Genomic DNA, 13,654 nt, shown 5'->3' with positions numbered 1-13,654 from the left:
GGCGACACAAAATGACAAACAATAGACACAGAGACAGAATCAAGCATTTCACAGCTTTTGGCCAAAATTTACCACACGCTAAGGTCTATTATCGAGAGGATTGGCAAATCATCTATTTTGAATTAGCGGGTAAAATGTTTGGTTTGATGTCACCTACACTATCTGATACAGCAATTATTACACTAAAAGGAAACCCTGATTCAAACGAAGAACTGCGTGATTTATACGCTGACATCAGTGCTGGTTACCATGTCAATAAAAGACACTGGATTTCAGTGAAGCTTAATACGGAAGAACTCTCTGATCAAGAAATTGATGCCATGATTAAGCAATCGTATTTATTGGTTGTTAATAATTTACCAGTAAATATCAGACAAAGAATAACTGAAAATAATTTGTAATGCTAAAAAATAATCTCACAAGGTAAAAATAACGATACTATTCTTGACGTATTCTGTACATGAATTAAAAAAAATTTTGGTAACCTTGTTTTAAGCGGTAAGATATGTCAAAAGTAATACAAAAATTTTCATCAGCAGAAAAAGGTTGGATGCTCTATGATTGGGCTAATTCTGGGTTTAGTCTAATTGTGGTTACTGCGGTATTGCCATTGTGGCTAGAAAGTGTTGGACATAATATCAACCTTTCAACTGCACAAACAACATCATGGTGGTCTTATGCCAATTCATTTTCAACGTTAATCGTGGCATTTTGTTCGCCAATTCTGGGTGCATTAGCAGACTTTAGAGGTTGGAAAAAGCCATCTTGGTTCATTGCCACAGTCCTGGGTATCGTGACAACCCTATCATTAGCGCTTGTCCCCAACGATGGTTTTTGGCTACTGCTGTTTTTATTTTTGTTAGCCAATATTGGTTTCAGCGTAGCTAATATTTATTATGATTCTTTTCTAACAGACATTACAACGCCAAATAAAATGCCAACAGTTTCTAGCTGGGGATTTGCGCTAGGTTACTTGGGTGGCGTTATCCCATTTATTTTGTTTTATTTGGTACGAGGGTTGATGACAACCCACCAATCAATTATATTGGCATTTATACTCTCAGGATTGTGGTGGGCGCTTTTTTCAATACCTATGTTACTAACTGTCAAACAAAGAAACGCTATTCCAGTACCACACAACCCGTTGAAACAAGTCTTTAGGCGCTTGGCGAACACCCTAAAACATTTAGCCCAGTATCCAAAAATCGTCGGTTTCTTGGCGGCGTATTTCTTTTATATAGACGGTGTCAATACAATAATTACTGAAGCTTCTTTATTCGCAGTTTCGCTGGGCATTAAAATGACTGAATTGCTAACAATCTTGTTATTTGTACAGCTAGTTGCCTTTCCTGCCTCTATTATTTTTGGTCGTTTAACTAAATATTTTACTGAACGTTTCATGATTTTAGTCGGCATTAGTATCTATTCAATCATCTGCCTGCTATCGCTTTTTATCACACAAGCTTGGGGATTTTGGATAATGGCATTTCTAATCGGCTCCGCCCAAGGTGGCATTCAAGCAATCAGTCGCTCCTATTTTGGGAAAATTATTCCTCAAGAATATTCAGGCGAATTTTTCGGTTTTTATAATATTTTTGGTAAGTTTTCAGCAGTCCTAGGTCCACTTGTATTTGGTGGCATTGCTGCACTTACCGGTAGTGTCCAGTTAGGATCGGGCTCATTGCTGATTTTCTTTATTCTAGGCGGTTGGATTTTTGTTAAATATGCTTAAACTTAATGCATTAGTCAATGACGCTCGATCAAAAAATTTTTTTATCTAAAAGAAAGAGATGGTCACAGTAGCCATCTCTTTCTTTTCATCTAAGCATCATTTACTAACATGACGCTTTTTTGTCAACTTTTCAGTTACTTTCGTTGTTTGTTGGACAATCTTTTGCATATTTTTATGATTTTTTTCTTTTTTGATCGCTTTCATTTCACGTATTTTGTTAGCTAAAATAACACTTTCTGAAATGGTAGCAGAATCAACATAATAAACTTTCAAAAAAGTTGTAGCTGGTACATTAGATTTTGCTCTAGGGACTAACTTGATAACTTGATTGTCCGTACTGTTTGAAAATTGCGGACTAGCCGTCGCTTTTATTAATGAATGTTGAAACCCGTACTTTTCTAAAACCATTGCGGCTTCTTCAACTGGCAACCCAGTAACATCTGGAATTTTAACATAATCTTGTCTTTTTTCCAGTTCTCTATTCAAGATCTTTGCGCCTTGATTTAAAGCTTCAGGTATTAGTGCACCAGCGGTTAGCTTTCCCAACACTGTAAAAATTTTAGTTTTACCCATTATTTAAATTACCTCTCGTTAGCTAGTCAATCAAATAAAAAGATTATTTTACTTGATTAACCGCTATTGCTTGGTTTTGCCATTTTAACTCATCTTGCGTCGTAATTTTTCTGATCACGCGGCAAGGATTGCCAGCTGCAATAACATTGGCTGGTATGTCCCTAGTGACTACAGATCCTGATCCAATCACAGTATTGCTACCAATGGTTACACCAGGATTAATGATAGTATTCCCACCGACCCATACATCGTCGCCGATAACAATACTTGTCCCGAACTCTAAACCACTATTTCTGACTTTTGAACTAATGGGATGTCCAGCTGTATATATACCAACTCGCGGCCCAAGAAGCACATTGTTACCAATATGAATCTCATTTACATCTAGCATAATACAATCATAATTGGCATAAAAATTGTTTCCTAAATGCACGTGGCAACCATAATCACAATGAAATGGTGGTTCTATATGAATTGAGTGCCCTGCATTAGGAATTATCGTTTGAATTAATCGACTTTGCTCATCCTCGCTCGTTGCGCGATTAAACTGTGCTATTTTCTTCTTATTCTCAGCCATTAATGTAGCCAGTTCTTCATCCACTTTATACAATTTTCCGGCTAACATATTCTCTTTTTGGGTACTCATCGCTAGTTTCTCCTTGTTAGTGATTTTATCATATTATTATTATAATTTAATAAAATATGGCTTATCTTAAAGTCAAAATTTCACTTCACTGTTCCAAAATAGATGCCACTTTAGCACGTAACATAGGTGTAACATCTTTTTCAAACCACGGATGTCGAGAAAGCCAAATATTATTTCTCGGTGATGGATGAACAATTGGGAAAAAAGTTGGTAAATAAGTGTCAAAATGCTGGACTACCTCAGTTGTTTTGATATTACGGGGTAATTTTAAATAATATTTTTGCGCAAAAGAGCCAACCAGTAGCGTCATTTGAATGTTTGGCATTTCTTGCAAAATAACAGGGTGCCACTTATCAGCAATACCTTTTCTTGGCGCCAAATCACCTGACTTACCCTTACCTGGATAATAAAAGTCCATTGGCAAAACACCAAATTGCCCAGAGTGATAAAATTGATTTTCATCTACGCCTAAACAAGATCTTAACCGTTCTCCAGATTGATCATGCCACATAATACCTGACGTTTGTGCTTTCATGCCAGGGGCCTGACCAATAATCAATATTTTTGCCTGATGGGGCGCCGAATAAATTGGATACCATCCCCGATTAGTAAAATGTTTGTTCAAATCATCCGCAAGAATATCATCAAAGATTGACATATGAGCTCCTTTTAAAATTATTGTAATCCTCATCAATGAATAAGTAAAATAATGATGTGATCAAAATTGTTTTATAAATATAACGCGATTAATAAACGTCGAAAATGGTATTATATTTTTAACACATCATCAAGGTTTAGGAGTGAATAATGGAGAATAAACAAGTTGGTATCATTTCAGCCGTGTCAGCCTATATATTGTGGGGCGCCCTCGGTGTTTTTTGGGAACTATTAAATGCGGTCCCTGCAATGGACACACTCGCTTATCGTGTCGTTTTTTCAATCGTTACAATTGCTGTTGTGCTAACAATGCAACGTAATTGGTCATTACTTTGGCAAGAAGTTTTACAGTTAATCCATAATCGAAAAATATATTATATTATTTTAAGTTCCTTTTTAATAGCCATCAACTGGTTTATTTATATTTATATGGTCACACATCATCAAGCCACCGAAGCTAGTTTAGGTTACTATATCATGCCACTAATGAATGTTGCTGTAGCCGTTATCATTTTGCATGAAAAACTATTGAGATACCAAGCCCTTGCTTTGGTACTAGTCATCATTGGTGTGCTATCACTCACATATTTGACAGGCAGTTTACCGATCAACACGTTATTAATGGCAGCTTCTTTTTGCTTTTATGGTTTAATAAAAAAACAAGTGCCGCTTCCAGCAACGATTTCGTTGGCACTTGAAACATTCTGTGTGGCGCCAATTGCTATTATTTATTTATGGGTATCCCCACACACTTTGACCCAAAACGGTCCCTTTGTGACTGTAATGCTTCTAAGCAGTGGCATCATCACTGTAATACCTTTGCTATTATTTGCTATCGCAAATAAAAATACCGACTTCATCACACTTGGATTTATTCAGTACCTTAATCCTACCATTCAACTATTGATGGCCATTTTTGTCCTTCATGAGCGTTTCCAAATAAATCAAGCCATTGTATTTATATTTATCTGGGCCGGTATTCTCGTATTTATCATTGGCAGCGTACGTCAATTCAAACATATTAAGTCATCTTGAGAACTTTAAAGGACCTATTGGAGGTTATAATGTCTGAATCAGTTAATCAAGCATTACTTATCAAGGTTATTGGTAAGAAACTATTTTCATCAACTTGGCATGATTATGCCCATCCCTACCTTGCTTCGTTACTTTTAGGTGGCATTTTTATCATGCTAATTGCTGACGCATTAATTACCTATTTTTGGATCAAAAACACCAAACGCTTCCCCTTTTTAAAAAATATTATACTGGTAGTTGGTAACGTTTTAGTCATAATTTTACTTGGCGTTGTAGGCAATAACATGCCAAGAATTGGTGGAACTAGTTATCAAGGATACATTAAATATCTTAATACACGGACTCATGGTATGGGGGCTGAAGCTGCTCGATAACTGTGGAACGCACATGTCAACAATCATCAATTTATTGACCCAAATCAGTAATCACGTGAATGACTAAATTGAAAAGCATGCTTCCAGTCGCTAATGTATTGTTGTTAAAGAAATCTATTGTCAGTTAATTAATTTGATTAAATCATTGACAAATTAGTTAAACTTATAAGTTGTCGAGTTGCAAGTAAAAAGACTATTCACGTATTGTAAAAATACGATGCATAGCCTTTTTTGTTTGTAAAAGTTTCAAAAAAATCTTTCTTGATCTCTTAATGGCTCGATAACGACTAACATTCTTTTTGTAAAAATCCTGATGATAGTTTTCAGCGGGCCAAAATTTTAATACCTCTCGTATGTCAACAACAATTGGTTTCTTGAACAACTGAGAATTAATCATATCTGTTTTTGATTTTTTGGCTAACGAGAGTTGAACATTGTTTGTAACAAAAATCACGGGTTTATAACTTTCTCCACGATCATCGAACTGACCATATTCGTCTGTCGGGTCAATCAGAGACCAATAAATTGCCAACAATTGTTGATAGGTTATTTGACGCGAATCAAATATTATTTCAACCGATTCTATATGACCAGTTATTTGTGAAAACACTTCATCATAAGATGGATGAACAATCGATCCACCGGTATAACCTGAAATGACGTCAATAATACCTGGCAATTTGTCAAAGGGTTCGACCATACACCAAAAACACCCACCGGCAAAAATAGCACGTTCTTGATAGGGTAAATCAGCTTGGTAATGGCGGCTCATTTTATCACGAGTATCTATTTGTTTTTCACCTGTTATGCTTAAATAAAAATCCATCACATCTGGTGTCAAATTGCGTCGCACTGCCAAAGGCTTTAATTCAGACTTCAGTTGTTCTAACTGGGTGTTGAGTGAAAAACCATTAACGTTATCTTTCGTCTCAACAAGAACTTGTCGTTCCCATTCTCTTGTTCTTGGATTAAGAATTAGATTATAAATTTGCTGCCAAACTAAATCATCTGCTTGTGTCATCATGTCCTTATTCTCCGAGAACATATCATTTTTATCTCACAAAACAATCACGTAAAATATGCTAAATTTGTCCCCAACTCGCTGCGCTGATTGAAGGAAAGAGATGCACGAGTCGATTAATTTCTGACGTCGAAAATTTAAATTCAATTGCCGGCAAAAAAGTATTAACAGAATTTTCTGCTACTTCACTAATTTCTGTCACCCCAACTAAATGATGTTGTTGATCAAAGACAAGCGCGTTTTGAGCCAGTTGATCATTAGCAACTTGACGATACCAGTCATCTTTCAAATCATTTTTCTGAATTTCATAATTTTTGGACTGTTTTGAATCAATTTCAACGCCTGCTTTTGCAATTCTTGGTGATGTAAACACAACAGACGGAATTACCGGGTACTTTATTTCTGAACTAATTTTGTCCGAAAACAGATTAAAGAGATAAGTCGATTCGAAAATAGCCGTTGGCGTCAATTTAGGCTGGACTTTATCAATAACATCTCCGGAAGCATATATATTGTCAACAGTCGTTTGTAAAAAACCATTAACTTCAATACCATTTTCATTATACTTTACGCCTATTTCATCCAAGCCAATATTGTTGACATTAGGCACACGACCACTAGCGTCAAGTATGTAATCGACTTTTAATTCATGGTCATTAGCATAATGAACCACTTGCGATTGACCACTTTGGGTAAATGATGAGACATTAGCATTTTGAATAAAAGAGACCCCTCTTTTTTCTAAATCATTGATCACCTGACGCACATATGGTGAATAAAACTGTCTCAAAGCTCGATTACCATGCATTAAAACAGTTACTTTGGAACCAGCTGCGTTAGCAATTGTGGCAAATTCCATACTAATATAACCAGAACCAATAATAGCGATTTTTTCCGGAAGTTGACCCAAAGACATAAAGTCACGACTATCATGCGCCAGCTCTTTACCAGAAACTGCTAATCGATGTGGATGCAAGCCAGTTGCAATAACAATTTTTTCAGCAGTTTTGATATCATCATTAACTGATATTGTGTGCTTGTCAATAAATTTGCCATAGCCATTTATAATTTCGACTCCGGATTTGACTAATAAATTGCTTATCATGGCTGGTAATGGGTCAATAATACGTGATTTGTTTTTAAAGTTTTGTTGCCAATCAATTTGTAATTCGTTTGCTGTAATTGAACTTAAGTTCTCAAGAGCTCTTTTTAAAACCACAGGTTGATCAAGAGCTATCTTTGCATTACAACCGTAATTTGGACATGTGCCCCCGATCATATCTGTCTCAATAACGCCAACTTTTTTGCCAGTTTGTGCGAGAGGAATAGCCCCATCAAAGGTTCCATGCCCGCTACCAATATAGAGTACATCATAATTATACGTTTTTGCCATTTCAACCTCTTTCATGATACTTCTTTGAGATATCGACTGATAGATATATCGATTGACTTCAGTATATTCTTCCGACAAAACAAATACCAACAATTTGCTTATGCCGCTAGATCAAAACTTTTTTAAATCCCCTTACTTACTATTGCTGCTTTTAGTAATTGGTGTTAACAAAATTGCAACATTTTTATCGACAACATTCATCATTGACACAGTTACTAAACGGTTTTTTGTACTGACAGCAGCCCATTATCATTACCTGAGTCCTTTCCCTGTGCTTCATATAGCGTGACATTAAAATTATCCTCCTGTGTACTTTTTGGAATAACTGTTCCTTCATAAGTTGTCACTGACAGTGATAATACTGATCCTGCCTTAGCTGACGCACTAACTTCTTGACTAATTAAATTACCTCGGTACGTAACTTGATACTCGCCAGCTGGTATCTGAATATCTGGTAAATAATTACCAGGATTTGTAACAACATAACTTTGTCCTTGCCTCTTTAATTTGGCAAATTTAGCAGGTGTAAATTCTATTTTAGTCCCGTCTTCTAAATTTATTGGGTCAGTATTATTTAACAAACGGCCATACTCATCCTTGCTGTTGGATAGACCATTTGATGATAAAAATTGTGTGTTTTTACCAGTTAAATGTACGTCGTAAAACCCTGGCATATAACCCAGGTCTTTCAAACTCTTACCACCATTTATGGGTCCCGTTAATGTAAATGATCGCGCAGGATTTTTTATATTTTTACCATGAATTTTATGTTTATCTTTTTTTGATTGGTGTTCTTGAAGATATTTTCTACTGACATTTTTATTGTTTTTGCTATAAATATAGTTTGCTAATATAGTGCCTAGCAATAAAAGAAGTACACTCACAAATATGCAGAAGGTAGATTTCTTACTGCTTCTCATTAATCACACTCCCTTCTGTCATGACAATAATTTCATCAGCTAAAACGTTCAAATCTTCAGGATTATGACTAGCCAAAATAATACAAGCGCCTCGCCTTTTTTCATTGTCGAATATCTTGCGCATTTCTCTTACGCCTTCCACATCAATGGCATTAGTTGGTTCATCTAATAATATTAAATCTGGTTTTTCGAAAATAGCTTGCGCAATCGCAGCGCGTTGCTTCATACCCAAAGAAAATTGACGTACTTTACGTTTGTCATTCGGATTTAGTCCTACCCTTAAGATTGCGTCGTCAATCATCTCATCGGTCGCAATTTTTTTAATTTTGGCCAATAATTGCAAATTTTTTTTTAAGGTGAAGTCTGGTAAAACATTATTATTTTCAATTAAAATACCCAAACTTTTTGGAAATGAAATCTCCTTCTTAATTTGCTGATTGTTAATCAGAATCCGTCCCGAATCCAATCTAATTAATCCAGCAATTGCTCTAAGTAACATCGTTTTGCCAGCCCCATTTCGACCACGAAGACCATAAATTTTTCCCTCTTGAAAATCCAAATTAACAGCTTTTAACACGATGTTGTTACCAATTTTTTTCGTAGCTTGCTCAACTTTAATCATATCTAAATTCCTTTACCGTAAAAATCTTTTTGATTCAACTTTTTCAAAAAAAATGTCATTATAGTTATTGTCATAAATAATGTGAGAATAGTCTGATAAATACTCGTGTTGCGATGAAATGTAATTGAACCTAATAATGACAGATTATTTTTGCCCAATGCCACAATTAATAGGAGAGCACACAGTGATAATACGGCCGATGTGCTGCTAAACAGTAATTCTAAGACCATATAAACCGATGTATAGAACATATAACTACCAACTAAATTCAAAATGTTTTCTATTGATCCAGTATTACCTGTCAGTAATGCATTGATTAACAAACCAATAAGCACAATACCCAAAACGTGGAATAAGTTTATGAAATAGGTGGATATCACTATTCTGTGTAGTTTATCAGTTCTGAAAAGCTGGTTGAGATACGAACCGTTTTGCCATTTATCAATCGTTCCAACGAGGTACAATAATGGCGCACAAACCAAACCGAACCATGTCACTTTTACTACTAACGAACTCGTAGCATCTTCCACAAAATAGCCTAAGGTATCATTTTTTTGTAAAAGAAAATTCAACATCACAACTACTGTTACAATACAAATAAACGCACTTTTTTTCATTTCTTACACTCCAGCCGCCAAATATTTTGTTCGATAACAAGTCGAAAAAACGTTGAAAGCACAGCCATTAAGACAACGGTGCTGATAAATCTGACTAAACCGGATTGGTAATTATTATTTCTAATCATTGCTGTAACTTGTGTGTCAGAAAATAACGATTGGTTCATTGGCCAAACATGCAGTAAAAGTACAATAGCGATAAGCAGCGATAATCCCGTGAACAATATATTCTTCTGCAAATATGTGTGCACAATCAATATTAGTTGAATCACTACTACTTCCCAAAAAACCGAAATGAGTACTTGGCAACTCCAAAAAAACGAAAATAAGACAAACTGCTTCGACGTTGGCTCATACATCATTATTCTGAAAAAAGGTATTGACCAATATATAAAACCAAATACACCTGAAATGGCAAATATTCTTGTCATCAGCATATGACTAACTTGTTGACATGTTTCTAAGCGTATCATCTGCTGTACCGGAACTTCATAATTGACAACCCAGTAAAGTAAAAAGACAATACTCAATATCACTTGCCAAGACCAATTTTGAAAATAATTACCCCCATTAAGAACTTCCAAGCTCAATCAATCATCATAACTTAGCGCTTCCCAACTCATACTAAAAAGATAAAAAAAAGTGATGAAAATGATCAGAGAAAAAGTAGAAAACCAAAACTTTCTTTCGCCAATCATGCTAACTCACCATGACAACGCCAAAGTAAAATCAAACTATTAACTATCAATAATACTATGATGAGATCTGACCAACTCAATAACCAACTCTGCCACGTCATTAATTGGGCAAAAGATTGCAACATCTTCCCAATGTCGAATACTTGGCTTCCCAATAATATAGTGCCTAAACTCACTAGAGTTAAAATTTGATAAAAATTGCCAAATACTAAACTAATGGCTGCCATAAACATAGTCGTTACAAAAACTGATATCAAAAACACGAACAGATACACCATAAATGTTAATGCTGGGTTTTCTAATTGCCACCACACAAAGTGATATTTTTCTAAATTAGGAATACGTGGCTTGTCAATTAATAAACTCATTTGTCCATCAAATGTTTTCAGAGGAAATAATTGTATGATCCAAATTACAATTAAATTCAATAATAAAGGCACTGAAAAAAGTAGGGTACCTGCTAGTCCCGCTGCAATAAATTGATGGTGTAAATACTTTGAAACCCCTACTCGACTGACAACGTTATATGATTGTCCCGTTTTAAAATCTTTCAACAGCGCGAACCCGCCCCCAAGTAACAACCAAATAGGATATAAACCAAGCAGAAAAGTAGTTAACAGATGCCCATACATACCACCTAGACTACTTGCCATAAAGGTGTTTAACCACATAGATTTGGCTAATGAAAACCCATTCAACATTATGACATGCTGAATGGCATCTAAAATAGTGATAATACACATAATGAACATTACAGTTAAAAATTGTTTCGTTTGTATAATACGATTTAGACTATAACTTAGCATGACTTAATTACCAAGTCTCTTCATCCCAAGCACCGGTGATATAAGGCGCGATTTTATTTGTCCATTCCGGATGGAACATCACCAATCTGACATTCGTTTGATTGGCATTTGACTTTGCAGTTGTATAAACATACGGATAGCCAGGTCCAGTATACACAGCTGCAAATGGTGAGGCTGCTGCACGATTTTTTTGCCCCATCAAATAGGCTCTATAATACGATCCATTTCCTTCCGCTGAAGTATAGACACCTACTTTCCAAGGATTTGCGTTCGACGCTGTTTGACGATAGTGATATCCAGTTGAAGCCTCCTCTTGATACGTACCTAATTTCATCTGAAAGCCGTATAAATCATCAGATGCAAACACTGGCAAAACCAGACTACCTGTTACAGCCCAAGCGATTGCTAATGCAATCAATTTTTTTTGAAGTTCATAATATCTCCCCCTGAGAAAAAATTTTTTATAGCCCCTTCAAGACTATTCAACAATGTTATCATTTATGATTTTAATCATCTATCATTTTTTGTAACATAATATTCTATTTTTGATAAAATTGTAGAAAAATAGTTTAGTTGACAACATAATAGGCTTACAAGAAGGCGTTTTGTAAATATTTTTGCACAAAAAAAAGACCTGCCTTATGGTCTCTTTTTGAGAGTTCATCCCGCCGCTCTAAGCTAAGCCTTCCGATTTATCGATTATTAAAATTTCGCTTTGATCAATTAAATTTTGATTCATCCCAAACGTCACTTTTAAAATATACGGCGTGAACATCTCCAATCGCTTAAAATTTTGATAACCAAAAGTATCATCGTAAAAATTTAGAATCGCACTTAATGCTGCCCCGTGAGTTGAAAATAATATCGTCTGTCCTGTGTACCGCGATAATATGTTAGTCAATGCACTTATGTTGCGTTTTTGTAGACTGTTCATTGATTCACCCTGTGGTTCATGAAAGTCAAAATCCAACCAACGCCGTCGCTGCAGTTCATCCCCTTGATTTCCTAGTTTTCCCCTTACCCTTTCTTTTAATCTTTCATCTGTTCTTAATGTCAACTTTTTTTGGTCACATGTTGGCTTTATTGTTGCTTGCGTACGCACATAAGGACTAGAAATACACATGTCAAAAGAAACATTCTTCAATACTTCTGCCACAATAACAGCGTCTGCTTTGCCTTCAGCTGTCAGTGGCATATTTCTATCATCTTCACAACTATAATCTGGCCGCGCGTGTCGTACAAAATAAACTGTCGTTTTTTCTTCACTCATTGCAATGCAAACCTCTTTAACTAACTTTTTTAAACAAAGCGCTTAAACTAGCACTCATAACAATATTTGAATATCATTATCAATCAAATCATCTACTATTGCAAGTGGTAATGAGTGATCCTATTTTTATCCAACTCATCTAATATCTTAATTTCATTTTTCCATCTATATAAATAGTCAACACCAATATGTCGTTAGTGCAAAAAAAGAACTCTTTGTATAAAAGTAAGATTAAGTGCGTTATAATTTAGATTACAATTATAATAGCATATAGAAAGTGAGACAAACTTTGTTCTTAACAATTTTAGTAAAAGTGATTATTTGCCTGTACGCATTTTTGATGGCTTTTGCGTCAATGAAAGAAATCAACTCTTCAGCACGCATCCCTAATTTGCTCAACATCATTTGTGCCATTATCTTATTGATTGCCTGTTTTCAAACAATTGATTGGTTCAAAAGCACAGCTGTCATTGTGTTAGTCGTATTTCAACTCACTGCTATCACAAATGGTCTCAAAAATAAAAGTTTTCACTTTCAACATCATATTTTCCGTCTCATTTTAACGGCAATTCTCATCTTTTTTGTTTTTCTAACTTAAGCGAAATATTAGCAGGAGACTCATGATGGATATCAATATTTTATTATTTGACGAATTCGAACCCCTAGATGTTTTTGGTCCGGCGGAGGTTTTTCTACATGCGGAACAATTTAACGTTCAATATTTTACTTTGTCGAATAAGCGGGCGATTACCAGTTATCGTTTGCCTATTGTCGACCTATTATCTGATGAAGAAATTGACACGAGCGGTGTTCTTTTAATTCCTGGTGGACCTGGCACGAGACTCTTAGTCAATGACAAAAATTTTATTGAAAAACTTAAAATTTTAATAGATAAGTCAACCTACTGCTTGTCCATTTGCACAGGCTCAGCATTGTTGGCAATGACAACCACGCTTGATCACAAACGCGCAACGTCAAATAAATTAGCGTTTAATTGGGTAACCAGTTTAAATTCTAAAATTTTATGGCAGCGACATGCGCGTTGGACAATGGATGATAAATTTTACACCTCATCTGGCGTTTCAGCTGGTATTGATATGAGCTTTGCTTTTCTAGAGCATGTCACAACACGTGATTTCGCTGACAATGTCGCTCACGACATTGAATATGTTCGAATTAGAGATAGTCAGTCTGATCCTTTTTCATAGTAGAAGGTATCGAATCAATTAAAAAACAACCTGCCAATAATTTCAGTCCCCAAAAGTTACTTTAACTTTCGGAATTGTTAGC

General features: G+C 35.5%; 17 protein-coding genes. 6 read left to right on the top strand and 11 right to left on the bottom strand.

Annotation, left to right across the window (positions count from 1 at the left end; genetic code table 11):
- The first annotated feature begins 11 nt into the window (after window positions 1–11).
- Together IEU65_RS08085 and IEU65_RS08080 are read left to right on the top strand one after the other, a co-directional pair.
- A complete protein-coding gene (locus IEU65_RS08085) occupies window positions 12–401 on the top strand; it encodes an MmcQ/YjbR family DNA-binding protein (RefSeq protein WP_010280331.1) in 390 nt (129 codons plus the stop codon).
- A 104-nt stretch (window positions 402–505) separates the two neighbouring features.
- Window positions 506–1,732: an MFS transporter gene (locus IEU65_RS08080; protein WP_010280333.1), complete on the top strand. Its 1,227-nt coding sequence runs from the start codon at window positions 506–508 to the stop codon at window positions 1,730–1,732.
- Between the two features lie 96 nt (window positions 1,733–1,828).
- On the opposite strand, the gene IEU65_RS08075 is transcribed toward IEU65_RS08080, so the two are convergent.
- From IEU65_RS08075 to IEU65_RS08065, 3 genes are all read right to left on the bottom strand, one after another.
- A complete protein-coding gene (locus IEU65_RS08075) occupies window positions 1,829–2,305 on the bottom strand; it encodes a PASTA domain-containing protein (RefSeq protein WP_010280335.1) in 477 nt (158 codons plus the stop codon).
- Between the two features lie 43 nt (window positions 2,306–2,348).
- Window positions 2,349–2,951, bottom strand: a complete 603-nt coding sequence (locus tag IEU65_RS08070) for a sugar O-acetyltransferase (protein ID WP_010280337.1) — start codon at window positions 2,949–2,951, stop codon at window positions 2,349–2,351.
- A gap of 85 nt (window positions 2,952–3,036) precedes the next feature.
- The gene (locus IEU65_RS08065; RefSeq protein WP_010280338.1) at window positions 3,037–3,609 is read right to left on the bottom strand and encodes a uracil-DNA glycosylase family protein; all 573 of its coding nucleotides are present in this window, start codon (window positions 3,607–3,609) and stop codon (window positions 3,037–3,039) included.
- Window positions 3,610–3,758: 149 nt separating this feature from the next.
- On the opposite strand from IEU65_RS08065, the gene rarD reads away from it, so the two are divergent.
- Window positions 3,759–4,643 carry an EamA family transporter RarD gene (gene rarD / locus IEU65_RS08060; RefSeq protein WP_168441519.1) on the top strand — a complete coding sequence of 295 codons (885 nt, stop codon included), beginning with the start codon at window positions 3,759–3,761 and terminating at the stop codon, window positions 4,641–4,643.
- A 29-nt stretch (window positions 4,644–4,672) separates the two neighbouring features.
- Window positions 4,673–5,017 carry a hypothetical protein gene (locus IEU65_RS08055; protein WP_010280340.1) on the top strand — a complete coding sequence of 115 codons (345 nt, stop codon included), beginning with the start codon at window positions 4,673–4,675 and terminating at the stop codon, window positions 5,015–5,017.
- Window positions 5,018–5,210: 193 nt separating this feature from the next.
- Here IEU65_RS08055 and msrA read toward each other — a convergent pair whose 3' ends face one another.
- From msrA to IEU65_RS08015, 8 genes are all read right to left on the bottom strand, one after another.
- Window positions 5,211–6,038: a peptide-methionine (S)-S-oxide reductase MsrA gene (msrA, locus tag IEU65_RS08050; protein WP_031941049.1), complete on the bottom strand. Its 828-nt coding sequence runs from the start codon at window positions 6,036–6,038 to the stop codon at window positions 5,211–5,213.
- Between the two features lie 61 nt (window positions 6,039–6,099).
- A complete protein-coding gene (locus IEU65_RS08045) occupies window positions 6,100–7,431 on the bottom strand; it encodes a dihydrolipoyl dehydrogenase family protein (protein WP_031941050.1) in 1,332 nt (443 codons plus the stop codon).
- A 215-nt stretch (window positions 7,432–7,646) separates the two neighbouring features.
- Window positions 7,647–8,351 carry a hypothetical protein gene (locus IEU65_RS08040; protein ID WP_168441518.1) on the bottom strand — a complete coding sequence of 235 codons (705 nt, stop codon included), beginning with the start codon at window positions 8,349–8,351 and terminating at the stop codon, window positions 7,647–7,649.
- Window positions 8,338–8,973: an ABC transporter ATP-binding protein gene (locus IEU65_RS08035; protein WP_010280349.1), complete on the bottom strand. Its 636-nt coding sequence runs from the start codon at window positions 8,971–8,973 to the stop codon at window positions 8,338–8,340. Before IEU65_RS08035 ends, IEU65_RS08040 begins: the two co-directional genes overlap by 14 nt.
- A gap of 2 nt (window positions 8,974–8,975) precedes the next feature.
- On the bottom strand, window positions 8,976–9,590 hold the full coding sequence (locus tag IEU65_RS08030) for a hypothetical protein (protein WP_010280351.1): 615 nt from the start codon (window positions 9,588–9,590) through the stop codon (window positions 8,976–8,978).
- A 694-nt stretch (window positions 9,591–10,284) separates the two neighbouring features.
- Window positions 10,285–10,941 carry a hypothetical protein gene (locus IEU65_RS08025; protein WP_168441517.1) on the bottom strand — a complete coding sequence of 219 codons (657 nt, stop codon included), beginning with the start codon at window positions 10,939–10,941 and terminating at the stop codon, window positions 10,285–10,287.
- 160 nt (window positions 10,942–11,101) lie between these two features.
- On the bottom strand, window positions 11,102–11,512 hold the full coding sequence (locus IEU65_RS08020) for a DUF2712 domain-containing protein (RefSeq protein WP_010280361.1): 411 nt from the start codon (window positions 11,510–11,512) through the stop codon (window positions 11,102–11,104).
- Window positions 11,513–11,767: 255 nt separating this feature from the next.
- The gene (locus IEU65_RS08015) at window positions 11,768–12,364 is read right to left on the bottom strand and encodes a histidine phosphatase family protein (protein WP_010280363.1); all 597 of its coding nucleotides are present in this window, start codon (window positions 12,362–12,364) and stop codon (window positions 11,768–11,770) included.
- A gap of 355 nt (window positions 12,365–12,719) precedes the next feature.
- Between IEU65_RS08015 and IEU65_RS08010 the strand changes: the two genes are divergently transcribed.
- Together IEU65_RS08010 and IEU65_RS08005 are read left to right on the top strand one after the other, a co-directional pair.
- Window positions 12,720–12,962, top strand: a complete 243-nt coding sequence (locus IEU65_RS08010; protein ID WP_168441516.1) for a hypothetical protein — start codon at window positions 12,720–12,722, stop codon at window positions 12,960–12,962.
- A 25-nt stretch (window positions 12,963–12,987) separates the two neighbouring features.
- Window positions 12,988–13,572 (top strand): DJ-1/PfpI family protein, encoded by a 585-nt coding sequence (locus tag IEU65_RS08005; RefSeq protein WP_010280370.1) that lies wholly within the window; start codon window positions 12,988–12,990, stop codon window positions 13,570–13,572.
- Window positions 13,573–13,654: the final 82 nt, after the last annotated feature.

Origin of the sequence: Leuconostoc pseudomesenteroides KCTC 3652 (assembly GCF_014634745.1) — a bacterium.
Classification (GTDB): Bacteria; Bacillota; Bacilli; order Lactobacillales; family Lactobacillaceae; genus Leuconostoc; species Leuconostoc pseudomesenteroides.
Note: the sequence above shows the minus strand (reverse complement) of the source record. Positions and strands in the feature narration are given on the sequence as shown.